Origin of the sequence: Serratia sp. BNK-4, from assembly GCF_048685115.1 — a bacterium.
Lineage (GTDB): Bacteria > Pseudomonadota > Gammaproteobacteria > Enterobacterales > Enterobacteriaceae > Serratia > Serratia bockelmannii.
This window is the reverse complement of the sequence record NZ_JBLQTM010000001.1, coordinates 92,400-113,752: the sequence shown is the minus strand read 5'-3', so window position 1 is coordinate 113,752 and position 21,353 is coordinate 92,400. Positions and strand designations below refer to the sequence as shown.

Annotated in this window: 25 protein-coding genes; 9 read left to right on the top strand and 16 right to left on the bottom strand. The window is 59.2% G+C overall.

The window, feature by feature from the left end; genetic code table 11:
* The first annotated feature begins 293 nt into the window (after positions 1 to 293).
* Both msrA and ACMGGW_RS00520 read left to right on the top strand, forming a co-directional pair.
* Positions 294 to 935, top strand: coding sequence for a peptide-methionine (S)-S-oxide reductase MsrA (gene msrA / locus ACMGGW_RS00525; RefSeq protein WP_420279122.1), 642 nt, complete (start codon positions 294 to 296; stop codon positions 933 to 935).
* A 180-nt stretch (positions 936 to 1,115) separates the two neighbouring features.
* Positions 1,116 to 2,447: a hemolysin family protein gene (locus tag ACMGGW_RS00520; RefSeq protein WP_004933603.1), complete on the top strand. Its 1,332-nt coding sequence runs from the start codon at positions 1,116 to 1,118 to the stop codon at positions 2,445 to 2,447.
* A 69-nt stretch (positions 2,448 to 2,516) separates the two neighbouring features.
* Here the strand turns inward: ACMGGW_RS00520 and ACMGGW_RS00515 are convergent, their stop codons facing one another.
* A complete protein-coding gene (locus ACMGGW_RS00515) occupies positions 2,517 to 2,723 on the bottom strand; it encodes a DUF1107 domain-containing protein (RefSeq protein ID WP_004933604.1) in 207 nt (68 codons plus the stop codon).
* A 330-nt stretch (positions 2,724 to 3,053) separates the two neighbouring features.
* Between ACMGGW_RS00515 and ACMGGW_RS00510 the strand changes: the two genes are divergently transcribed.
* Entirely contained in the window at positions 3,054 to 3,611 is a 558-nt protein-coding gene (locus ACMGGW_RS00510) for a YtfJ family protein (RefSeq protein WP_025305036.1), read from the top strand.
* A gap of 1 nt (position 3,612) precedes the next feature.
* Here ACMGGW_RS00510 and cysQ read toward each other — a convergent pair whose 3' ends face one another.
* Positions 3,613 to 4,353, bottom strand: a complete 741-nt coding sequence (cysQ, locus tag ACMGGW_RS00505; protein WP_033644177.1) for a 3'(2'),5'-bisphosphate nucleotidase CysQ — start codon at positions 4,351 to 4,353, stop codon at positions 3,613 to 3,615.
* Between the two features lie 255 nt (positions 4,354 to 4,608).
* Between cysQ and ACMGGW_RS00500 the strand changes: the two genes are divergently transcribed.
* Together ACMGGW_RS00500 and ytfE are read left to right on the top strand one after the other, a co-directional pair.
* Positions 4,609 to 6,561 carry a bifunctional 2',3'-cyclic-nucleotide 2'-phosphodiesterase/3'-nucleotidase gene (locus ACMGGW_RS00500; RefSeq protein WP_043139292.1) on the top strand — a complete coding sequence of 651 codons (1,953 nt, stop codon included), beginning with the start codon at positions 4,609 to 4,611 and terminating at the stop codon, positions 6,559 to 6,561.
* Between the two features lie 113 nt (positions 6,562 to 6,674).
* Complete coding sequence (gene ytfE / locus ACMGGW_RS00495; RefSeq protein ID WP_025305034.1) at positions 6,675 to 7,340, top strand: iron-sulfur cluster repair protein YtfE; 666 nt, start codon at positions 6,675 to 6,677, stop codon at positions 7,338 to 7,340.
* Positions 7,341 to 7,383: 43 nt separating this feature from the next.
* Here the strand turns inward: ytfE and fklB are convergent, their stop codons facing one another.
* Positions 7,384 to 8,004 (bottom strand): FKBP-type peptidyl-prolyl cis-trans isomerase, encoded by a 621-nt coding sequence (gene fklB, locus ACMGGW_RS00490; protein WP_004933618.1) that lies wholly within the window; start codon positions 8,002 to 8,004, stop codon positions 7,384 to 7,386.
* A 267-nt stretch (positions 8,005 to 8,271) separates the two neighbouring features.
* Between fklB and ACMGGW_RS00485 the strand changes: the two genes are divergently transcribed.
* Positions 8,272 to 8,943: an OapA family protein gene (locus ACMGGW_RS00485; protein WP_049205720.1), complete on the top strand. Its 672-nt coding sequence runs from the start codon at positions 8,272 to 8,274 to the stop codon at positions 8,941 to 8,943.
* A 3-nt stretch (positions 8,944 to 8,946) separates the two neighbouring features.
* Here the strand turns inward: ACMGGW_RS00485 and ACMGGW_RS00480 are convergent, their stop codons facing one another.
* From ACMGGW_RS00480 to rpsF, 5 genes are all read right to left on the bottom strand, one after another.
* The gene (locus tag ACMGGW_RS00480; protein WP_197832101.1) at positions 8,947 to 9,300 is read right to left on the bottom strand and encodes a DUF488 family protein; all 354 of its coding nucleotides are present in this window, start codon (positions 9,298 to 9,300) and stop codon (positions 8,947 to 8,949) included.
* A gap of 111 nt (positions 9,301 to 9,411) precedes the next feature.
* Positions 9,412 to 9,864 (bottom strand): 50S ribosomal protein L9, encoded by a 453-nt coding sequence (gene rplI, locus ACMGGW_RS00475; protein WP_004933629.1) that lies wholly within the window; start codon positions 9,862 to 9,864, stop codon positions 9,412 to 9,414.
* A 39-nt stretch (positions 9,865 to 9,903) separates the two neighbouring features.
* Positions 9,904 to 10,131 carry a 30S ribosomal protein S18 gene (gene rpsR, locus ACMGGW_RS00470; RefSeq protein WP_000135199.1) on the bottom strand — a complete coding sequence of 76 codons (228 nt, stop codon included), beginning with the start codon at positions 10,129 to 10,131 and terminating at the stop codon, positions 9,904 to 9,906.
* A 4-nt stretch (positions 10,132 to 10,135) separates the two neighbouring features.
* Positions 10,136 to 10,453: a primosomal replication protein N gene (gene priB / locus ACMGGW_RS00465; protein WP_049233092.1), complete on the bottom strand. Its 318-nt coding sequence runs from the start codon at positions 10,451 to 10,453 to the stop codon at positions 10,136 to 10,138.
* An 8-nt stretch (positions 10,454 to 10,461) separates the two neighbouring features.
* Complete coding sequence (gene rpsF / locus ACMGGW_RS00460) at positions 10,462 to 10,860, bottom strand: 30S ribosomal protein S6 (RefSeq protein WP_004933634.1); 399 nt, start codon at positions 10,858 to 10,860, stop codon at positions 10,462 to 10,464.
* Positions 10,861 to 11,314: 454 nt separating this feature from the next.
* Between rpsF and ACMGGW_RS00455 the strand changes: the two genes are divergently transcribed.
* On the top strand, positions 11,315 to 11,581 hold the full coding sequence (locus ACMGGW_RS00455) for a DUF1471 domain-containing protein (protein ID WP_043139300.1): 267 nt from the start codon (positions 11,315 to 11,317) through the stop codon (positions 11,579 to 11,581).
* Positions 11,582 to 11,680: 99 nt separating this feature from the next.
* Here ACMGGW_RS00455 and ACMGGW_RS00450 read toward each other — a convergent pair whose 3' ends face one another.
* Together ACMGGW_RS00450 and yjfP are read right to left on the bottom strand one after the other, a co-directional pair.
* A complete protein-coding gene (locus tag ACMGGW_RS00450) occupies positions 11,681 to 12,055 on the bottom strand; it encodes a hypothetical protein (protein WP_197832100.1) in 375 nt (124 codons plus the stop codon).
* 123 nt (positions 12,056 to 12,178) lie between these two features.
* Complete coding sequence (gene yjfP / locus ACMGGW_RS00445) at positions 12,179 to 12,931, bottom strand: esterase (RefSeq protein ID WP_025305029.1); 753 nt, start codon at positions 12,929 to 12,931, stop codon at positions 12,179 to 12,181.
* Positions 12,932 to 13,058: 127 nt separating this feature from the next.
* On the opposite strand from yjfP, the gene bsmA reads away from it, so the two are divergent.
* Both bsmA and ACMGGW_RS00435 read left to right on the top strand, forming a co-directional pair.
* Entirely contained in the window at positions 13,059 to 13,367 is a 309-nt protein-coding gene (gene bsmA, locus ACMGGW_RS00440) for a biofilm peroxide resistance protein BsmA (protein WP_025305028.1), read from the top strand.
* Positions 13,368 to 13,490: 123 nt separating this feature from the next.
* On the top strand, positions 13,491 to 13,766 hold the full coding sequence (locus ACMGGW_RS00435; RefSeq protein WP_025305027.1) for a DUF1471 domain-containing protein: 276 nt from the start codon (positions 13,491 to 13,493) through the stop codon (positions 13,764 to 13,766).
* On the opposite strand, the gene ACMGGW_RS00430 is transcribed toward ACMGGW_RS00435, so the two are convergent.
* The 6 genes from ACMGGW_RS00430 to ACMGGW_RS00405 all read right to left on the bottom strand — a co-directional run bounded on the left by ACMGGW_RS00430 (position 13,763) and on the right by ACMGGW_RS00405 (position 21,257).
* Positions 13,763 to 14,161: a DUF350 domain-containing protein gene (locus ACMGGW_RS00430; RefSeq protein WP_016929354.1), complete on the bottom strand. Its 399-nt coding sequence runs from the start codon at positions 14,159 to 14,161 to the stop codon at positions 13,763 to 13,765. The two genes, ACMGGW_RS00435 and ACMGGW_RS00430, sit on opposite strands and share 4 nt — an antisense overlap.
* A gap of 66 nt (positions 14,162 to 14,227) precedes the next feature.
* Positions 14,228 to 15,856, bottom strand: a complete 1,629-nt coding sequence (locus tag ACMGGW_RS00425; protein WP_060433975.1) for an isovaleryl-CoA dehydrogenase — start codon at positions 15,854 to 15,856, stop codon at positions 14,228 to 14,230.
* A gap of 116 nt (positions 15,857 to 15,972) precedes the next feature.
* Positions 15,973 to 16,704, bottom strand: coding sequence for a 23S rRNA (guanosine(2251)-2'-O)-methyltransferase RlmB (gene rlmB / locus ACMGGW_RS00420; protein ID WP_025305025.1), 732 nt, complete (start codon positions 16,702 to 16,704; stop codon positions 15,973 to 15,975).
* Between the two features lie 61 nt (positions 16,705 to 16,765).
* Positions 16,766 to 19,240: a ribonuclease R gene (gene rnr, locus ACMGGW_RS00415; protein WP_197832099.1), complete on the bottom strand. Its 2,475-nt coding sequence runs from the start codon at positions 19,238 to 19,240 to the stop codon at positions 16,766 to 16,768.
* A 59-nt stretch (positions 19,241 to 19,299) separates the two neighbouring features.
* Complete coding sequence (nsrR, locus tag ACMGGW_RS00410) at positions 19,300 to 19,725, bottom strand: nitric oxide-sensing transcriptional repressor NsrR (protein ID WP_025305023.1); 426 nt, start codon at positions 19,723 to 19,725, stop codon at positions 19,300 to 19,302.
* Between the two features lie 233 nt (positions 19,726 to 19,958).
* On the bottom strand, positions 19,959 to 21,257 hold the full coding sequence (locus ACMGGW_RS00405; protein ID WP_025305022.1) for an adenylosuccinate synthase: 1,299 nt from the start codon (positions 21,255 to 21,257) through the stop codon (positions 19,959 to 19,961).
* Positions 21,258 to 21,353: the final 96 nt, after the last annotated feature.

Below are 21,353 nucleotides of genomic sequence, written 5' to 3'. Positions count from 1 at the left end.
TTGGCACGTGTTCTCCTTATTGATTTTACTTTCCTGTTATGGTGTTTGCTCCGGGGCCAGGGCAGACTCCGCGCTATCATGACGGCAGCCCTCTTCAACCTTATTCCGGACGCCGCCCGCCGCGCTTTGCCACCGCCGCGCAACAGGCGAATTCTTCACTTTTGGCGCTCAAAATACTGCGTTAAGCTTATACAAAATCCAACTTGCCACTTATTGTGGGCAAAGACGCGGTGAGATACAACCGAACCGCCGCCATGTAGGGTCAATTCTTACTGTGACAACAGGAGTCAACCGTGGTGCCATTTTTTGATAAATCACAAACCGTCGATAAGGCAAGCGCGCTGCCTGGCCGCACCACGCCAATGCCTGTCGCAACGCTCAACGTGGTCACCGAACACTCGATGACCCAGGTGCCGGCAGGCATGGAAGTGGCGATCTTCGCCATGGGCTGTTTCTGGGGCGTTGAGCGTCTGTTCTGGCAGCAGCCGGGCGTCTACAGCACCGCCGCCGGCTACAGCGGCGGCTATACGCCGAACCCGACCTACCGCGAAGTGTGCAGCGGCCAGACCGGCCACGCCGAAGTGGTGCGCGTGGTGTTCGATCCGCAGATCGTCAGCTACAAACAGCTGCTGCAGGTATTCTGGGAAAATCACGATCCGGCGCAGGGCATGCGCCAGGGCGGCGACGTCGGCACGCAGTACCGCTCGGCGATTTATACGCTGAGCCCAGAGCAGCAGGCCGAGGCGGAAAGCAGCCTGCAACGCTTCCAGCAGGCGATGGACGCGGCGGGCGACAAGCGCGTCATCACCACCGAGATCGCGCCGGCGCTGCCGTTCTATTATTCGGAAGACGATCATCAGCAGTACCTGTTCAAAAACCCGGAAGGTTACTGCGGGCTGGGCGGCATCGGCGTTTGCCTGCCGCCGCAGGGCTGATTTGATGCCGGCCGGCGGCACTTTTTTAACCGCTGGCGGCCCCTGTGGGGCAACTGCTATACTATGCGGGCCGCTTCTGCGGCCCGATAGCTTCCCTTCTGGTTGTTATCGCTGCTTTTTTTACTATGTACTACCCTTCCTCAAGAGCGCCGTCATCCCGTCGGCACGTATGGATAGATTATGTTAAACAGTATTTTACTGATTCTTTTTCTGATCGCGGTGAGTGCGTTCTTCTCACTGTCGGAAATCTCTCTGGCCGCCTCGCGCAAGATCAAACTGAAGCTGATGGCCGACGAAGGTAACGTCAACGCCGCCAGAGTGCTCAAGCTGCAAGAAACCCCAGGCATCTTCTTCACCGTGGTGCAGATCGGCCTGAACGCCGTGGCCATCCTCGGCGGTATCGTCGGCGACGCGGCTTTCTCTCCCACCTTCAAGGTGTTGTTCGATCGCTTCCTGTCGCCTGAACTGGCAGAACAGGTCAGCTTCATCTGCTCCTTCGTGCTGGTGACCAGCCTGTTTATCCTGTTCGCCGATTTGACCCCGAAGCGCATCGGTATGATTGCACCAGAGACGGTCGCCGTCCGGATCATCAACCCGATGCGTTTCTCCATCATGATCTTCCGCCCGCTGGTGTGGTTCTTCAACGGCATGGCCAACCTGATCTTCCGCATGTTCAAGCTGCCGATGGTGCGTAAGGACGATATCACCTCCGATGACATCTACGCGGTGGTGGAAGCCGGCGCCCTGGCGGGCGTGCTGCGCAAGCAGGAGCACGAGCTGATTGAAAACGTGTTCGAGCTGGAATCGCGCACCGTGCCGTCTTCGATGACCTCACGCGAAAGCGTGGTGTACTTCGATCTGCGCGAAAGCGAAGAGAGCATCAAGGAGAAGGTCTCGACCCATCCGCACTCCAAGTTCCTGGTGTGCGACGGCCATATCGATCAGGTGGTGGGTTACGTCGATTCCAAAGACCTGCTGAACCGCGTGCTGGGCAACCAGAGCCTGGTGCTGAGCAGCGGCGTGCAGATCCGCTCGGCGCTGATCGTGCCGGATACGCTGACGCTGTCCGAAGCGCTGGAAAGCTTCAAAACCGCCGGCGAAGACTTCGCGGTGATCCTCAATGAATATGCGTTGGTGGTGGGCATCATCACCCTTAACGACGTGATGACCACGCTGATGGGCGATCTGGTCGGCCAGGGCCAGGAAGAACAGATCGTGGCGCGCGACGAAAGCTCATGGTTGATTGAAGGCGGCACGCCGATCGACGACGTGATGCGCGTGCTGGACATCGACGAATTCCCGCAGGCGGGCAACTACGAGACCATCGGCGGCTTTATGATGTATATGCTGCGCAAGATCCCGAAACGCACCGACTTCGTCAAATACGCCGGCTACAAGTTCGAGGTGGTGGATATCGACAGCTACAAGATAGACCAGTTGCTGGTCACCCGGCTGAGCGACAAACCGGCGGCGGTGCTGCCGAAAGCGCCAGACGACACCCCGGCGGCCTGACGGCGCGAAGGACTGAAACATCAGCGGCCCCATCGGGGCCGCATTTTTTTACCGCTGTCAGCGAGGTGTTCACCCCATCTCGGTCTGCAACAGCAGCACCTGACGGTTCACTTCAGACATCACGCTGAAATGGCGCTTGTCGCGAATCTTCGGCGGCAGGATTTTCCCTTCGTCGAATTCAAATGCGCCTACGTCCTTGATATACAGCCTTCCACGAAACAGGGTCTTAACGTACTTTGCCACTTTCAAAGGGTTATAACGCTGGAAGATTCTCATTCTTTTACGCTCCTCCCGTTGATCCATGCGCTCAGCGAGCCGCCAAAGGTGGCAGCCTCGAAATTCAGAACGCAACTTGATTGCATGTAGTAGACCCAGTAAAGACCAGAACGTTCACTTCTGCCTGGTTATCTACGCTGGATTTACACTTTTTGACAGAATTGTATATGATAATTTATAACGTTTTCAGGATATCCCTTCAAAATCTGATGATTAGCGAACCAAGGGAAAATCTGCGATCCGGTTAACAGGACAGACCTCTTATCACATCCTATGCTTTAGGCTGTCGAAGTGCTGTCGCACAAATTCCCCCCATTACAAGGAGAAAGCATGAAAACAAGTCGCATGCTGATGGTATCCCTGCTGCTCGCCCCGCTTTTCGCTTCCGCGCACAACTTCCAGCTCCAGCAGCGCGTAGCGCCGGTTGGCGTCAGCGACAAAGGAGAGCTCAACTACGCTGACGGTAATTTTAGCTACCAAAACTGGAACAGCGCGCAGCTCAGTGGAAAAGTGCGAGTGATACAACATATTGCCGGCCGCAGCTCCGCCAAAGACATGAACGACCCACTGATTGAAGCGATCAAGAAAGCGAAGCTACCACACGATCGTTACCAAACGACGACAATCGTCAACACCGACGATGCCCTGATGGGCACCGCGATGTTCGTGCGCAGCAGCATTGAAGACAGCAAGAAGGAGTTCCCGTGGTCGCAGTTTATCGTCGACAGCGACGGCAACGTGCGCAAGGCCTGGGATTTGCAGCCGAAAGGCTCAGCCATCGTGGTGCTGGATAAGCAAGGGCGCATTCAGTTTGCTAAAGACGGCGCGCTGACGCCGGAAGAGGTGCAGCAGGTGATATCCAAACTGCACCAGCTGTTGGCGAACTAACTCAGAACAGCGACACCCGGAAGCCGGGGTTGAGGAAAGATTCACGCGGGGTATAGAGCAACGGCTTGCCCTGCCAATCGTGAATTTGCGCCCCGGCAGCCACCGCCACCGCATGCCCTGCGGCGGTATCCCAAATGTTGGTCGGCCCAAAGCGCGGATAAAGCTGCGCCTTGCCTTCCGCCACCAGGCAAAACTTCAGCGAGGAACCGACGGACACGGTCTGGTGCTCGCCCAGTTGCTGAAGGTAATCTTTCAGCTCGTCGTCGATATGCGAGCGGCTCACCACCACCAGCGGCGGATGCGCGTTGCTGACGCCGATCGCCTGCCGCACGCCCTTCTCTTCTTTCCAGGCCTTGCCGCGCTCCGCCAGATACAACACGTCGATCGCTGGGGCATACACCACGCCCATCACCGCCTGCCCGTCTTCAATCAGGGCGATATTGACCGTGAACTCGCCGTTGCGGTGCAAAAACTCTTTGGTGCCGTCCAACGGATCGACCAACCAGTAGCGCGTCCAGTTGCGGCGCTCTTCCCACGCCGGCGGATCCTCTTCCGACAGCAGCGGCACCTCCGGCGTCAGGGCCGCCAGGCCGCGCTTGATGATGTGATGCGCCGCCAGATCGGCCGCCGTCACCGGTGAGTCATCTTTTTTCTGTGCGACATCAAGCGGTTGTTCACCGTCGTACACCGCCATGATCGCCGCCCCCGCCTCGCGGGACAGTTGGCAAATTCGCTCTAACATCATGCACCTCAACTCTGCATCTCCGTGGGAAATTTCCCTCTGTCTCTGCTAGCAGACTAGTTTTTTTTACGCCGAATATCCATCTCAACCGGCTAAGCCACGGGAAATCCTCAGATCTTGTTGGGCACAACTGTGAACTTCCCCGCGTTACCTGCTCCCGTTTTCTGCCACACTTCACAGTTTACTGTGGCAAGCAGTGTTAATTACATTTCCCTCTGCGATAACACTCGAATAATGGAATGGAGAGAACCCCAAATGATGAAGCATCCACTGACGCTGTCCGCGCTTGCGCTGCTGGTGTGCGCCTCGGCGCAGGCGGCGACCGTCGATCTGCGCGTGCTGGAAACCACCGATCTGCACAGCAACATGATGGACTTCGATTACTACAAGGACACGCCGACCGACAAATTCGGCCTGGTGCGCACCGCCAGCCTGATCCAACAGGCGCGCCAGCAGGCCGCCAACGCGGTGTTGGTGGACAACGGCGACATCATTCAGGGCAGCCCGCTCGGCGACTACATGGCAGCCAAGGGGCTGAAACCGGGTGACGTGCACCCGGTCTATAAGGCGATGAACACGCTGGACTACGTCGTCGGCAACATCGGCAACCATGAGTTCAACTACGGGCTGGACTATCTGAAGAACGCCATCGCCGGCGCCAAATTCCCGTATATCAACGCCAACGTCATCGACGCCAAAACGCAAAAACCGCTGTTCACGCCGTACATCATCGTCGATACGCCGGTGAAAGATCGTGACGGCAAGGCGCATACGCTGCGCATCGGCTATATCGGCTTCGTGCCGCCGCAGATCCTGGTGTGGGACAAAGCCAACCTGCAGGGCAAGGTGACGGTGGACGACATCACCGCCACCGCCAAGCGCTACGTGCCGCAAATGCGTAAACAGGGCGCCGATCTGGTGGTGGCGATCCCGCATTCCGGGCTGTCCAGCGAGCCTTACAAGGCAATGGCGGAGAACTCAGTCTACTACCTCAGCCAGGTGCCGGGCATCGACGCCATCATGTTCGGTCACGCCCATGCGGTGTTCCCGAGCAAAGACTTCGCCAACATCAAAGGCGCGGATATCGACAAAGGCCTGCTGAACGGCGTACCGGCGGTGATGCCGGGCCAATGGGGCGATCATCTCGGCGTGGTCGATCTGCAGCTCAACAACGATAACGGCAGTTGGAAAGTGACCGCCGCCAAAGCGGAAGCACGGCCGATCTACGATAAAGAGAACAAGACATCGCTGGCGGCGGAAGATGCCGCGCTGGTGAAGGTGTTGGCGGACGATCACAAAGGCACGCGCGAGTTCGTCAGCCAGCCGATCGGTAAATCCGACGGCAACATGTACAGCTACCTGGCGCTGGTGCAGGACGATCCGACGGTGCAGATCGTCAACAATGCGCAGAAGGCCTACGTCGAACATTACATCCAGGGCGATCCGGACCTGGCCGATCTGCCGGTGCTGTCGGCGGCGGCGCCGTTCAAGGTCGGCGGCCGCAAGAACGATCCCGCCAGCTTCGTCGAAGTGGAAAAAGGCCAGCTCACCTTCCGCAACGCCGCCGATCTCTATCTCTACCCCAATACGCTGGTGGTGGTGAAGGCCAGCGGCAAAGAGGTGAAAGAGTGGCTGGAGTGCTCCGCCGGCCAGTTCAACCAGATCGACGTCAACAGCGCCAAGCCGCAGGGCTTGATCAACTGGGACGGCTTCCGCACCTATAACTTCGACGTGATCGACGGCGTCAACTACCAGATCGACGTCAGCCAGCCGGCGCGTTACGACGGCGAATGCCAGCTGATCAACGAGAAGGCGGAGCGTATCAAACAGCTGACCTTTAACGGCAAGCCTATCGATCCGAACGCCACCTTCCTGGTTGCCACCAACAACTATCGCGCCTACGGCGGCAAGTTTGCCGGCACCGGCGACAAACATATCGCCTTCGCTTCGCCGGATGAAAACCGCTCGGTGCTGGCGACCTACATCAGCGCCGAAACCCAGCGGCATGGCGCGGTGCGCCCGCAGGCGGACAACAATTGGCGTTTGGCTAACTTCAGCAGCAAGCAGCCGCTGGATATTCGCTTCGAGACCTCGCCTTCGGACAAAGCGACGGCGTTTATCAAAGAGCACGCCCAATACCCGATGACCGCCGAAGGCAATGACCGTATCGGTTTCGCGGTCTATCGCATCGATTTAAGCGCGAAATAATCACCAGGCCGGGGCACTCCCCCGGCCATCACCTCTATTTTCCCGCTGGCGCGCCCTTTAAATTGCATTTAAAATGCATGTTATAAAATCCCTTCGTTTAAAGAGGCACTACCATGGATTACCGCAATCAATCCCTTGGCGCGCTCGCTATCGCCATTCCCCGGGCATCCCGCCTGTTTCGCCAGCATCAGCTGGATTTCTGTTGCGGAGGCCGGCAATCGCTGGCACGCGCCGCCGAGCGCAAAGGGCTGGATATCGACACACTGGAAAACGAACTGGCCGCCCTGGCCGCCACACCGGAGCAGAGTCGGGACTGGCGCACGGCGCCGCTCGGTGAAGTAATTGATTACATTCTGCCGCGCTTTCATCAGCGGCACCGCGAGCAGCTGGCCGAACTGGTGCTGATGGCGGAAAAAGTCGAACGTGTGCACGGTGACAAACCCACCTGCCCGCGCGGACTGGCGAAGCAGCTGAACCTGATCCGCCTGGATCTGGAGAATCACATGATGAAAGAGGAACAGATCCTGTTCCCGCTGATCAAACAAGGCATGGGGCCGCAGGCCGCCGGACCGATCTCAGTGATGGAACATGAGCATGACGAGGCGGGTGAACAACTGGAGGTGGTGAAGTTCCTCACCGATAACGTGACGCCACCGGAGGGCGCCTGCACCACCTGGCGGGCGCTGTACAACGGCCTCGACGAGTTCATCGGCGATCTGATGGAGCACATCAGCCTGGAAAACAATCTGCTGTTCCCGCGCGCGCTGAGCGGCGCATAAAACAAGGGCGCCATAAAGGCGCCCAGAGCAATCTTCGGTAGGATTACAGGATTTCCAGCAGCTCGACGTCGAACACCAGCGCGCTGAACGGCGGGATGGACGCGCCTGCGCCACGTTCGCCGTAGGCCAGGTTGTGCGGGATATACAGCTGCCATTTGGAACCGACCGGCATCAGGGTCAGCGCTTCAATCCAGCCTGGGATCACGCCGCTGACCGGGAATTCTGCCGGCTGGCCACGCTCGACCGAGCTGTCGAACACGTCGCCGTTGATCAGACGACCGGTGTAGTGCACACGCACGCGATCCTGACGGGACGGGATTGGGCCGTTGCCCTGCTCCAGTACGGAGAACTGCAGGCCAGACTCGGTCAGCGTCACGTCGTCGCGCTTGGCGTTGTCGTCCAGGAATTTCTGGCCTTCAACGGCCATCGCCTGCTGGCGCTCGCGGCGCACCGCATCCGCACGCTCGTGGATTTCACGCAGCGCACGGTGCACCACGTCTACCGGAACCGCCGGGGCATTCCCTTCCAGCGCGTCGCGCAGACCCGCCAGCAAAGCTTCCGGTTGCAAACCTTCCAGCCCGGACTCTTGCAGCTGCTGGCCGACCTGTAAACCAATCCCGTAACTTGCTTGCGCTTCAACGCTGTCAAAAGAAGGGGTTGTCATGGGGTTTTCCTTAAGTCTGTAAAAAGTCGAAAGCGCAGCATAACAGCGCGTCAATGCCGGGTAAAATCTTGTGTGGAGAATGATGACTTTTGTCGTAGAAAAAGAAACAATAACCTTCTGTTAACGCCCGCAGCCGCAAACGCCGGCCCTGCCGCTCAGCCGCCTTTCACTTCAATCAGTTAGCGGACTATACTGAAAGCAGGATATCGGGCAGGCAACGCGCTTGCCGCGCCGCGCTCATTATTACGCCGTCGAAGAGAGGTCACCATGGGCAGAATCGCGCCCAGGAGAAGGAAAACCACCCGCATCTACCAGCCGCTGCTGCGCACCTGGCTGAACGTCAGCCAGCGCCTGAAACCGGGCGCCGCACCCACGTCTGAAGGCGCGGAACCGCCATCGGAGCCACCGTCGGCCAACGATAAAATGCAGCAGCTCAAAGCGCTGCTGGCCAAAGTCTGGCATCTGCCGGACCGTTTCCATTGGATGGAGCCGCTGCCCTACTTTCACCGCCGCTGGGTGCTGATCTTTGGCATCATTCTGCTGTTGGCGTTGCTGTGGCCCTATTCGCCCGAAAGACAGCCGTTCCCGGTCTCCCACCAAGAAACCAGCGTGCCACTGCAGGCCGATCTGCAAAACGGCGGCGGTACCACTTCAGCCAGCGAACCGACGCCGGCGGGCAACTGGCAGCGTTACCAAATCCAGCCAGGTCAGACCCTGGCCCAGCTGTTTCGCGATAACAATCTGCCGGTAAATGAAGTGTTTGCCATGGCGCAGGTGGAAGGCGGCGACAAGCCGCTGAGCAACATGAAAGCCGGCCAGGAAGTGCGCATCGAACGCGACGCTAACGGCGTGATTAACGCGCTGTCAGTCACCACCGTGGACAACAGCCAGGCGCTGTTCCGCCGCCAGGCCGACGGCAGCTACCGCCGGGAACGCTAATCCCTACAGCTGCGCCAGCAAAAACTCGCGCAGCACCACGCCCTGGTTGCGCTCGGTGTCCTTGCTGCCATACAGCAGCGTCAGCGTTTTCCCCTGCCGTAAGAGCGCCACCAGCGGCTGCCAGGCGTCGTTGGTAGCCAGCTGTTGGCGGTAACGCTCTTCGAAGACTGTCCACTGGTCGGTATGCTGATGGAACCACTTGCGCAGTTCGTCATCCGGCGCCACCTGTTTCAGCCACTGCACGCCCGTCAGCCGCTCCTTGCTGATACCGCGCGGCCATAGCCGGTCTATCAGATAACAGTGTTCCGGCGCCGGCGCGCTGAAGTCATAAACCCGCTGCAGCATAATCTTTGCCATCGCTCGCTCTCCTTTTCATCCCGTCTTCAAGCGTAGCGCGTTTTGCCGGGCGCAGAAAAGCAAAACGCCAGCGCGAGGCTGGCGTTTTAACCGGGTTAACAGCAGCGTAAATTACGCTTCTGCAACCACAACTACATTCAGCTGTGCGAACACGTCACTGTGTACCTGGAAGTGCACTTCGTGCTCACCAGTGGTACGCAGAACGCCGTTCGGCAGACGAACTTCGCTCTTGGCAACTTCAACGCCTGCCGCAGTCACTGCGTCAGCGATGTCGCGGGTGCCGATAGAGCCGAACAGTTTACCTTCGTCGCCAGATTTGGAAGCGATGGTCACTGAACCCAGTTCGTTGATCTTGGTTGCGCGAGCTTCAGCAGCAGCCAGAACGTCAGCCAGTTTGGCTTCCAGTTCAGCACGGCGTGCTTCGAAGAACTCAACGTTTTTCTTGGTAGCAGGAACAGCTTTGCCCTGTGGTACCAGGAAGTTACGAGCGTAGCCCGCTTTAACGTTAACTTGATCACCCAGGCTGCCCAGGTTTGCTACTTTATCAAGCAGAATAACTTGCATTACCTTATCCTCTCAAAGTCGTTAATGGACAGTGGCCGATTACTGATGACGATCAGTGTACGGCAACAAAGACAGGTAGCGCGCGCGCTTGATAGCACGGGCCAGCTGGCGCTGATATTTTGCACGAGTACCGGTGATACGGCTCGGTACAATTTTACCACTTTCGGTGATGTAGTTTTTCAGCGTAGCGATGTCTTTATAGTCAATCTCTTGAACGCCTTCCGCGGTGAAACGGCAGAACTTGCGACGACGGAAATAACGTGCCATTTGGCTAGTCTCCAGAATCTATCAATTCAATCTGCTCGGCATGCAGAACCAATTTGCTCAGCCCGTTGCGCCCTTGATGGCAGCTTACAAAGCCTTGCACGGTAATCTGACTGCCGACCGTTAATCTTTGAGTTAGTGCTTGTGACTGTTGTCCGCTGACAACCACGGGCATTCGGCACCATGCTTGTCTGCTGAATCCGGCTTCCATCTGCTGCGAACGGTGCTCTAGCACAAATTGGCAGTGCGGTATCCCGGAAGGACTCACTTTTCGAACCGGCGCCTTGCACACAGTGCCCGACAAGACCAGACGATTAGCCGTCACGGCGGCAATTACTCTTCAGAATCCCCAGCATCTGCATCATCTGCGGTTTCGTTAGCGAAGTCTTCGCGGCGATCGCCACGACGTTCGTCTTTCGCTTTAACCATCGGAGATGCTTCAGTTACCGCGTGCTTAACGCGCATAACCATGCTGCGGATAACGGCGTCGTTGAAGCGGAAGTTAGTTTCCAGCTCATCGATCGCTTCCTGCGGCGCTTCAACGTTCAGCAGAACGTAGTGAGCTTTGTGCAGTTTGTTGATCGGATAAGCCAGCTGACGGCGGCCCCAGTCTTCCAGACGGTGAATCTGACCTTGCGCGTTAGTGATGGTAGCACTGTAACGCTCGATCATGCCCGGAACCTGTTCGCTTTGGTCAGGATGGACCATAAAAACGATTTCGTAATGACGCATCGAATTGCTCCTTACGGATTATTCAGCCTCCTGTCAGGGTCAACCGCGGCCCATGGAAGCAAGGAACGTGTTTAGTGTGCGGCTGAAAAATGACGCGTAATCATACTGACGCAGGGCGGGAAACTCAAGGACTGCGTGGGTTTTATTCGCGTTAATGCGAGGCGCTATGGGAAATAGCACGATTTGCTCGTGGGTGAACCTATGTACGCCGATCCATGGGTTTCAAAAATCTTTCAATGAAATCAGCGCTGAGTCACAAATCTATTTCATTTTTTTTGAAAGAGGTCATCAAAACACCCCACTTTTTAATCCGCAGTAACGGACTAAAATTAACCATATCCGCCGCAGACAGCGCGACGAAAAAGATTTCAGGTTATTCAATGCAGATAAATGACTTTTTGCCGCAGCGACACTCGCTGTCAGGCCGTAACGGCAAAGGGTTAAGAGAGGCACTATGAAACGCATTATTCTTGCGACGGCGCTGGCCGCCCTGTTCTCCGCCAACGTGATGGCCGCGACGGAGATTAGCTCGCACCAGGCCGATCAACGCCAGAGCGTTGGCTTCGTCACCCTGAACCAGAACGTGGTTTCGCCGGATGACGCCAGCAGCCAGGTCAGTAAAATCGCCGATCAACGCGGCGCGACCTCTTATCGCATCATCGCCCTGCACGAACCGGGCGACAACAGCACGATGCACGTCAGCGCCGAGCTGTACCGCTAAAAAGACGCGCCACGCCAGGGAAATCCCCAGGGCTTCATCAGAAAGCCCGCTCAATCCTCGCCGGAGCGCCGCTTGTCGGGCGCTCCACTTTCTCACCTGTCACAGCTTGAGCAACGCCGGCGCGCTGAACGCTTTGCCCGGATTGTGCAATTGCAGCGCCATCCGCAGATAGTTTGTCCGCGTTTGCAGCAGCTCGGCGCTTTGCGTCAGCGTCACCCGCTGCTCGAAGGAGAGCGTACCGGCCGCCGCGGTGTGAGTGGCCGCCGCTTTCGGCGCGAAGGCAAACAGCGCCGTCATGTTTTGCACCGTCTGCGCGGTGATGCGCGACAGCGGATCCGCCTTGTTTTGCCGCACCTTGCAGTCGGCTGCCCCCAACATCTCGCTGAAGGCCGCTGAGTTAAGATCGGCGCGCACTTTCATCGTTCCCACCAGCCCGCGCGCTGTCTCGGCCGTATTGCTGATACCCTTTATCATGCTCTCCGCTCCTTGCTGCCCTGAAAGAATTCACGCTGACATTCTCCTCCTCCATGCGTCAAACAATGACCGAAACAGCCCGCAGAGAGCGGCGCAATTCCACGCATCGCGCCCGGATGCGTATTACAGCTCGCGGAGGAAGAAATCGGTGGTAGCGGACAGCGCCAGCGGCGTGATGCGGTGCTTCACGCCCGGCTCGACGAGCGACGTCAAGCGGCCATCTGCGCCTTGCTGCCGCAGTTCAGCCGCCAAACGCAGGCTGTCCGCCGCCGGCACCACGTCGTCCGTCTCGCCGTGCCACAGCAGCAGCGGCCGCCCGGCGATCGTCTCCAAACGCCCTTCCAGCTCATACTCCGCCAACACGGCGGTGCGCGCCGCAAACGCCGCCGGCGAGAGTGCCTCGCCCTCTTCGCCCAACGGCGGATACAGCGTTTGCGCCAGCGCACGGTAATAGCCTGAGCCCATCAGGCTGGCGGCCGCCCGGATCCACGGAAAGCGCGCGAAGGCGCCCAGCGCGGTCATGCCGCCCATTGAGGCGCCGGCGACGCCGATGCGGCCGTCGACGATCAGGCCAAGCCGCTCGAAATGCGCCTTGATCTGCGGCAGTTCGTCGATATTGCTGCGCAGGATCTCCCAGAATGACGCCAGGCGCTGCGCCTCATCGCCGTCGAATCGCTCGCCGTGCCGATCGGCATCCGGCAACACCGCCCGAAAACCGGCACGCGCCAGCGCATAGGCGAAGTAGGCGTACACCTCTTTCGACGAGGTATAACCATGGCAGAAGAACACCGTCGGCAGCGGCCGATGATACTGCCCCGCCGGCACCGCATGGATCACCGCGATATCGCCCACTCGCTCGTCATGAATTTCGATCATCCGTTCATCCTCACTCCACCTGTTGGCCTTAATCATGACAAACTTGCGCGAAGCAGCGTTAGCTCAATCTGTTACAGCTTATATTGCGTTACACTGAAGCCATCGCACCGGCTCTTTCGAGGTCACCATGACGCTAGTCCGCACACTCATCGCCCTGACGCTGGCCGCACAGCTTTCCGCCTGCGGCATCATGACCACCACGCCGAAACCGCCACCGCCCCCCACCGCACAGGCGCAGGAGATCGTACGCGCGCAGACCGCCGCACTGGCGAAAATGGGCACCATCACCGCCGTGGTGCGCGGCAGTCCGATGGACGTGGAAGCGGAGATCCAACGCAAGGCCACCGCCGCCGGCGCCCGTTATTACGTGATCATCATGAACAGCGAAACCGTCGTGCCGGGCCAATGGTATTCCCAGGCGATCCTGTATCGTTAAGGCGGGGATTTTTTAAGCAGATTTACACTGGCTTTGCACTGGCTGAAGAAGGGTGTTGCACACTGAGGGACAGCATGCCGCATGTTGCGGGTGTCGATTCAGGATCTGACGAAGGGGAACGCCATGAAACGCTCCACCGCACTCACCTCCCTCTTGCTTTCCATGGGATTGCTCAGCACCGGCGCACAGTCCGCCGAGCTGGCGCCCGCCGATCGCGTGACGCCGCTCAGTGAAATCGCCGAGATCACTTTCAACGATCTGCCCGGTTCGCCGCAGGAAGCGGAACTGGCCATTGCCCGCACCGCCGACCAACACGGCGCCAGCTATTACCGCATCCTGCGGATGGAAGAACAGGCGCACCCGCTTGGCTGGCGCGCCTCCGCCATCTTATACCTTTAATAGCTCATGCAAGCCGCATTCAACACGCCGCCGCTAACGGAGACGCCCCCCAGGAAAATCCCGGCGGCCAGGTGATTCGCTTCGATCTTTTCGCTGATACGCGGCATGTAGATCTTCACGGCCGCGAACAGCAAGAGTTGCACCACCAGCGCCACTACGCCCCACAGCAGGTAATCCAGCAGGCTGATCGAGTTGATCGCCGCGCTGGCCAACGGGATCACATACCCCAGGCAGGCGCCGATGAAAGCAAAGGCGGCGGATTGATTATCGGCCTTGATCAGCGCCCATTCATCGTGCGGGGTGATACGGGTATAGACGAACAGAAACACCAAAATCATGGCGAAGCCGCTGAAGAAGTAAGAGGCAAACGCCGCCAACGCGCTGAGAATATCCATGTGCATTTTCCTGTCAGAGTGAGGCTGAATTAAAAAGGTTTTCGCCGCCGGGCGCCACCCTTTTCCCTAACCGCCGATGGCGCGACTCAGCAGCAGTTCGCACACCTCGGCCGACAGCAGGCTCTCGCCACGGTGATCCAGCGTCAGATGACACCAGGCGTCGGCGATCTGCGGGCTGGCGTGCTGCAGCAGCTGCGCGGCGCAGCACAGGTCGAACAGCTGCTGGGTCAGCAGCCGCCCCATCTCTTCACGCGGTTGCCGGGCACGCTGCTGCCACTGCCGCCAGGCGCGATCGAACAACCGATTCTGGCCGCGCACCGGCTGCAGCTCGAACTGCAACATCTCGAGCGCGCCCGGCAGTTTGTGCAGGCTGCGCAACACGTCCAGACACATGATGTTGCCAGAGCCCTCCCAGATGCTGTTCACCGGCATTTCACGGTACAGGCGCGGCAGTTCACTCTCCTCGCAGTAACCGATGCCGCCCAGCACCTCCATCGCCTCGGCGATGAACGGCATGCCCTGGCGGCAAATGCTGTATTTGGCCGCCGGCGTCAGCAGACGGCTGTAGATCAGTTCGCCTTCATTGCTGCGGCTTTCCCAGGCGCGAGCCAGCCGGAACAGCAACGCGGTATGCCCTTCCAGCCGCAGCGCCATGCGCGCCAAGACCTGGCGCATCAGCGGTTGTTCTATCAACAGCTTGCCGAACGCCTGCCGCTGCAGCGCATGATACAGCGCCACCGACAGCCCGCGGCGCATCAGGCCGTGGCTGCCCAACGAACAGTCGAAACGGGTCAGGCCGCCCATCTTCAGGATATGCCGCACGCCGTCGCCCTCATCGCCCAGCAGCCAGGCCGTGGCATCCTGAAACTCCACCTCGCTGCTGGCGTTGGAGCGGTTGCCCAGTTTGTCTTTCAACCGCTCAAGGCGAATGGCGTTGCGGCTGCCGTCCGGCAAAATGCGCGGCAGGAAGAAGCAGGACAGCCCGCCTTCGGCCTGCGCCAGCACCAGGTGCGCATCGCTCTGCGGCACCGAGAAGAACCACTTGTGCCCCACCAGCCGGTAGGCTTCGCCCGGCCCGCGCGCGCCGAGCGGCGTGGCGGTGGTGGTATTGCTCAAGACATCGGAGCCGCCCTGTTTCTCCGTCATGCCCATGCCGATCAGCAGGCCGCGCTTTTGCCCGCCCGGCAGCAGGTGAGCGTCATAACGGTCCGACAGCAGCGGCGTCAGCCAGGAGCGAAACTCGGCCGGTAAAGCCTGCAGCAACAGCGGCGTGGCGCCGAAGGTCATGGTCACCGGGCACAGCGTGCCGGCCTCGACCTGCGCATGCAGCATAAAGCGCGCGGCGCGCGCCACGAAGGAACCGATGCGCGCATCCTCCTGCCAGGGCAGGTTGTGCACCCGATTGGCGATCAGGCCCTGCATCAGAATATGCCAGGCGGGGTGAAAGCGAACGTCATCCAGCCGCTGGCCAGTGGCGTCGTAGCGCAACAGTTCCGGCGGGTTGGCGTTAGCCAGCCGCCCCAGCTCCAGCGACTCCTGGGTACCGAGCTGCTGGCCCAGCGAGGCCAATACCTCGGCGTCCCAACCGCCTTGTTCACGCTGCAACGCTTCGCGCAGCGGCGTATCGGAGAGAAACAGGTTGCTGTTGCCCAGCGGCTTGGGTTGGTTAAAAACGGTGTGCGTAGTCCAGACCATGAGAGTGCTCCCTGAAAAAAGCGTCAGGGATAAGTATGGTCGGCGCAGAGATTTCTGCCGCAGGCGGGATCACAAGAGGGGGAATTAACGGGGGCACGGGGCCCCCGTCAGAAGAATCAGCCGCGCTGACGCACCGCTTCGAACAGGCAGATGCCGGTGGCGACCGACACGTTCAGCGAAGAGACGGTGCCGGCCATCGGGATGCTGATCAGCTCGTCGCAGTGTTCGCGAGTCAGGCGACGCATGCCTTCGCCTTCCGCGCCCATCACCAGCGCCATCGGGCCGGTCATTTTGCTCTGATACAGCGTATGGTCGGCTTCGCCGGCGGTGCCCACCACCCAGACATTCATCTCTTGCAGCAGACGCAGCGTACGTGCCAGGTTGGTCACGCGGATCAACGGCACGTTTTCGGCGGCACCACAGGCCACTTTCTTGGCGGTGGCGTTCAGCTGGGCGGAACGGTCGCGCGGCACGATCACCGCGTGCACGCCGGCTGCGTCGGCGCTGCGCAGGCAGGCACCGAGGTTATGCGGGTCGGTCACGCCGTCCAGCACCAGCAGGAACGGGGTCGCCACGCTTTCCAGCAGGCCCGGCAGATCGTTCTCCTGATACTGACGCCCTTCGCGCACCCGGGCGATGATCCCCTGGTGCACCGCGCCTTCAACCTTGTCATCCAGCCATTGGCGGTTCGCCACCTGGATCACGATGCCGGTCGCTTCCAGCTCGGCGATCAGCGGTTGCAGACGGCGATCTTCGCGGCCTTTCAGGATAAACACTTCCAGGAAGCGTTGCGGATCGCGCTCTAACAGGGCTTTGACGGCGTGGATGCCGTAAATAATTTCGCTCATGATGCTCTTTTAAATTCGTGCGGCCGGCGATAACCGGCCGATGATAACGATGTGCGGCAGGTTAAGCCTGCTCGGCACCTTTCTTCTTGGCTGCGCGTTTGGCTTTGGTCGCCGCCGCGATTTTCCGCGTTTTGTCGGACGCTTTCTTGGCTTTCTTTTTCGCCTTCTTCACGTTGTCCGCGGGCTTGGCGTCATCCTGCTTACGGAAGGCGCTGTCCGGCTCGAAGTTGGCCGGCGGTTTGCCGCCGCGGCGTTTGCCGCGCCCCGCATTGCCACTGTCGCGCAGCGTGCGTTGGCCGCCCTTCTTGGCGCGATCGCGCTCGGTTTTGCCTTCACCGCGTGCTTTGCGGGTGCTGGACACCAGCGCGAAGTCGATCTTGCGCTCGTCCATATGCACCGCATCCACGCGGATCTCCACCGTATCCCCCAGGCGATAGACCGTGCCGGAAGACTCGCCGATCAGGCGCTGGCCGATATTATCGTAGCGATAGTAATCATTATCCAGCGTTGATACGTGCACCAGCCCGTCGATGAACAGATCGTTCAGGCGCACGAAGAAGCCGAAGCCGGTCACGCTGGAGATGATGCCGCTGAACACTTCACCGACGTGATCCTGCATGAAGTCGCACTTCAGCCAGTCGGCGACGTTGCGCGTCGCTTCATCCGCACGGCGCTCGGTCATCGAACAGTGCTCGCCCAGCTGCAGCATCTCTTCGAATTCGCTGTGCCAGCCGCCGGTCGGCGTCCAGCGCTCTTTCGGCTCGCCGTGTTCTTTGGCCAGCTGGTATTTGATCGCGCGGTGCAGCGCCAGATCCGGATAACGGCGGATCGGCGAGGTGAAGTGGCCGTAAGACGCCAGCGCCAGACCGAAGTGGCCGCGGTTTTCCGGATCGTAAATCGCCTGCTTCATCGAGCGCAGCAACATGGTTTGCAGCATTTCGTGGTCAGGGCGCTCGGACACTTCATCCATCAGCACCGCATAGTCCTTCGGCTGCGGTTTGTTGCCGCCGCCCAGCGTCAGGCCCAGTTCGCTCAGCACGCTGCGCAGCGCGGAGATGTGGTCATCGCTCGGACGATCGTGCACGCGGTACAGCGCCGGCTCGTTGCGTTTCTCGACAAAGCGCGCGGCCGCCACGTTGGCCATGATCATGCACTCTTCGATCAGCTTGTGGGCGTCGTTGCGCACCGTCGGCTCCACGCGTTCGATACGGCGTTCGGCGTTGAAGATGAACTTGGCTTCTTCGGTTTCAAACGCGATGCCGCCGCGCTCGGCGCGCGCCTTATCCAGCACCTTATACATCGTGTGCAGCTCTTCCAGGTGCTTGACCAGCGGGTGGTAATGCTCGCGCAGCTCCTGATCGCCCTGCAGAATGTGCCACACCTTGTTATAGGTCAGGCGGGCGTGCGAGCTCATCACCGCCTCGTAGAATTTGGCCGTGGACAGGCGCCCCTGGGCAGAGATGGTCATCTCGCATACCATGCACAGGCGATCGACCTGTGGGTTCAGGGAGCACAGTCCGTTGGACAGCACTTCCGGCAGCATCGGGATCACCTGCGACGGGAAGTAGACCGAGTTGCCACGGCTGCGCGCTTCGTCATCCAGCGCGGTGCGTGGACGCACATAGTAGCTGACGTCGGCGATCGCGACCCACAGGCGCCAGCCGCCGCCGCGTTTTTTCTCGCAGTACACGGCGTCGTCGAAGTCGCGCGCATCTTCACCGTCGATGGTGACCAACGGCAGTTTGCGCAGATCGACGCGGCCCTTCTTGGCCGCTTCCGGCACCTGCTCGCTGAGATCGGCCACCTGCTTTTCCACCTGCGGCGGCCAGGTATGCGGGATCTCATGGGTGCGCAGCGCGATGTCCACCGCCATGCTGGTGCCCATTTTGTCGCCGAGGATCTCGACGATCTTGCCGACCGCCTTAGTACGGCGGGTCGGGCGCTGAGTCAGCTCCACCACCACCATAAAGCCCATGCGCGCGCCGCTGACGCTGTCGGCTGGGATCAGAATATCGAAGCTCAGACGGCTGTCGTCCGGCACCACGAAGCCGGTACCGGCGTCCATGAAGAAGCGGCCGACAATCTGGCTGGTTTTCGGCACCAGCACGCGCACGATGCGCGCTTCGCGGCGCCCTTTACGGTCCGCACCCAGCGCCTGCGCCAGCACCACATCACCGTGGATCGCCATTTTCATCTGTTCGGCAGACAGGTACAGATCGTCTTTGCTGCCTTCAACGCGCAGGAAGCCGTAGCCGTCGCGGTGGCCGATCACCGTGCCGCGCAGCAGATCCAAACGCTCCGGCAGCGCATAGCACTGGCGGCGGGTAAACACTAACTGGCCATCGCGCTCCATGGCGCGCAGGCGGCGACGCAGCGCTTCCAGCTGCTCTTCACCGCTGAGGCCCAATTCGTTGCCCAGTTCTTCGCGACTGGCCGGCGTTTCTCGTTTCGCCAAATGGGCCAGGATATATTCACGGCTGGGGATAGGGGATTCGTATTTTTCTGCTTCTCGTTCCAGGAATGGATCTTGTGACATTGCGGTTCCTCCGTTGTCATCAGCAGGATGACGTTGAGCCTTGTCTTCTCAACGTCGTTTTATTCGACAAGCAATAGCTTGTAGAGCGGCGGATTGTCTTCGACCATGTCGGCCAACGTATGCTTATCCAGCTCTTCAAGGAAATTCTGTACGCCCTGTTGGAGCACCTGCTTCAATCGGCAGGCAGGGGTGATGTGGCAAAAATCACTGCTGCAGTTAACCAGCGCAAGCGGCTCCAGCGCCCGCACGACGTCACCGAGGCGAATGCTCTCGGCCGGTTTACCCAAACGAATGCCGCCATGCTTACCGCGCACCGCCGTGACAAAACCGACCCGGCTCAACTGATTGATGATCTTCACCATATGGTTGCGGGACACGCCATAAACCTCTGTCACTTCCGAGATGTTGGTCATCTTGTCCTGCGGCAACGAGGCCATGTAGATCAACGCCCGCAGGCCATAATCAGTAAAACTTGTTAACTGCACATCTTACCTCTGGGTATCACTTTACCCGTCTGATACGCCGCTTTTCGGCGCTATTCAAAAGATTACTCATTGGATAATAAACCAGCCGGAGAGTTCGTCGCTAATTATTTAGCGGATCCCGCGCCCTAAGGCGAGTTTATGAAAGGATTTTTTGACGTGAAACCGCAATCGGAGGGAGTCAGGATAAAAACAAACCGGGACGCGCCCGGTTTGTTTAATGCCGCAAAGCCTGATTATGCGTCGAACGGGTCGCGCAGGATCATGGTTTCGCTGCGGTCCGGGCCAGTAGAGATGATGTCTACCGGTACGCCGGTCACTTCTTCGATGCGCTTGATGTAGTTCAGCGCAGCCTGAGGCAGCTTGCTGTGCTCTTTCACGCCAAAGGTCGTTTCGCTCCAGCCCGGCATGATTTCGTAGATAGGCTCGATGCCTTCCCAACCTTCAGCCGCCAGCGGAGTGGTGTCCACTTCGCGGCCGTCCGGCATGCGGTAGCCCACGCAGATCTTCACTTCTTTCAGGCCGTCCAGGACGTCCAGTTTGGTCAGGCAGAAGCCGGACAGGGAGTTGATCTGCACCGCGCGACGCACCGCTACCGCGTCCAACCAGCCGGTACGACGACGACGGCCGGTGGTGGCGCCGAACTCGTTACCCTGCTTGCACAGGTACTCGCCGGTTTCATCGAACAGTTCGGTTGGGAACGGGCCGGCACCCACGCGAGTGGAGTAGGCTTTCACGATGCCCAGCACGTAGTCCACATAACGCGGGCCAATGCCGGAACCGGTAGCCACGCCGCCGGCGGTGGTGTTGGAAGAGGTCACGTACGGATAAGTACCGTGGTCGATATCCAGCAGGGTGCCCTGAGCGCCTTCGAACATGATCAGGTCGCCACGCTTGCGTGCGCCGTCCAGCAGTTCGGAAACGTCAACCACCATGGCGGTCAGGATGTCGGCGATAGACAGTACGTAGTCCAGCGTCGCCTGATAATCGACGGCTTCAACTTTGTAGTAGTTGACCAGCTGGAAGTTGTGGTAATCGACGATCTCTTTCAGCTTAACGGCGAAGGTTTCTTTATTGAACAGGTCGCTGACGCGCAGGCCGCGACGAGCCACTTTATCTTCGTAAGCCGGGCCAATGCCGCGACCGGTGGTGCCGATCGCTTTCGCGCCGCGCGCTTTCTCACGCGCGTTGTCCAACGCAACGTGGTAAGGCAGGATCAGCGGGCAAGCTTCAGAGAGTAACAGACGTTCGCGTACCGGGATGCCACGCGCTTCGAGTTCACCCATTTCTTTCATCAACGCGTCCGGCGCCAGAACAACACCGTTGCCGATGATGCTGGTGACGTTTTCACGCAGAATACCTGAAGGAATTAAATGAAGGACGGTTTTTTCACCGTTGATTACCAGAGTGTGGCCAGCGTTATGGCCACCTTGGTAGCGCACAACATATTGAGCCCGTTCAGTCAGCAGGTCTACAACCTTGCCTTTACCTTCGTCACCCCATTGGGTGCCCAGTACGACGACGTTCTTACCCATTTTTCAAAATCACCGATTGCTTAAAAATGGATTCTACCACCGTAATTTTCGATTTTCAGCACTTTTAGCATACGATTGCATAAATTTTGGGCTAGA